Origin of the sequence: Edaphobacter aggregans DSM 19364 (genome assembly GCF_000745965.1) — a bacterium.
Taxonomy (GTDB): Bacteria; Acidobacteriota; Terriglobia; order Terriglobales; family Acidobacteriaceae; genus Edaphobacter; species Edaphobacter aggregans.
This window is the reverse complement of record NZ_JQKI01000347.1, coordinates 1-1,161: the sequence shown is the minus strand read 5'-3', so window position 1 is coordinate 1,161 and position 1,161 is coordinate 1. Positions and strand designations below refer to the sequence as shown.

The following is a 1,161-nucleotide window of genomic DNA, read 5'->3' as shown; positions in this document are numbered from 1 at the left end:
AAGCTCGCCCTCAACCCTTATTCCCGGCCAGCAAGGCGGTCGACAAAAGACAGACCATCATAATTCAGGATGCTCACGAATGCCGATAGGTCCCTTGTCCTGCCCGTAAAGTTTTGGGAAACTACGGCCTTATCGCTTCCCAAGCCCGCTTTCAGGGAACTGCTGGTTCAGGCTTCCCTTCAGCAACTCTTCCAAGATATTTAAACCGAGTTTCGGTTCCCCAATGCATTCGACTCTCACTCTGTTTGTTTGTGACATAGCTTATGGAGCGATTCAGAGGAACTCATAAACCGTCGTTTCTGATGCGCAGTCATAGACAGGGAGGTGGTGGCGTCGCCACCGGTCGGCCCACAGGTCGAAGGTGTAATGAAGGTAGCTCCACTAGAAACTCACGGGTCCGCCACCCGCCCCGATTACGCTTGAGGGTTTCTCTCGAAACACGAGTTCTTCGGGCCACACCGTAGTGAGGCCACCCTGCACGAACTCGTCGAGAAAATGCAGAGGAGCGGCGACTGCACCTTGGGACAGGAACTCCCCTGTGAGATGGACCGCGTCGCTCGAACGTTTGGATCGCAGGTACGTTTCGAACGTGCCCGACACCATCTTCGCTTTGCGGTTGACGACATAGGCCGCGAGTCGCCGGAACAGCTTCGGCAGAACCACCCTTCCCTCATCAACCGCCGGCTTCGGAACCACGCCGTTGCCTCGGTACAACAAGTTCAAGTCGAAGTCGGCCGCGTGGATGTGATCGTTAAGATAGGGCCACACCCCAAGACCCTTTTGGTAGGCCTGGTCGGCAAGTCCGACTATCGTGGTGATCTCCTGCTCGGACATGGACGAGTAGAAGGATGGGAATGCCCAACCCTGCCCAACAATCCAGTTATTGACGTCCTGTTCACCTCTGCCTGCTTGCACAGAGATGTTCCCGACGAGTCTGCCATAAGTGTCGAAGACGTCGTCAGGAGTGTCGACGGCCGTGCGGATCTTGCATGGAAGAGGGTCATTGCCTATACCTTGCAGGAACGTCGTGAGAGCGACCGTCGCGGTTTCAGCAAGTTTTGGCCGGAATTCGAGATTCCATTTGAGGTCACTGTCGTCCAAATTAGCCTTTGAGAACAAGGCTCAAGGGTGAGGCAGGTGGAGCCTCCTGTAGAGTGAAGT

1 protein-coding gene is annotated in these 1,161 nt (G+C 55.3%); it reads right to left on the bottom strand.

What is annotated here, in order from left to right:
* Positions 1-381: 381 nt before the first annotated feature.
* Positions 382-1,101, bottom strand: a complete 720-nt coding sequence (locus Q363_RS31725; protein WP_169747227.1) for a thermonuclease family protein — start codon at positions 1,099-1,101, stop codon at positions 382-384.
* Between the last annotated feature and the right edge of the window lie 60 nt (positions 1,102-1,161).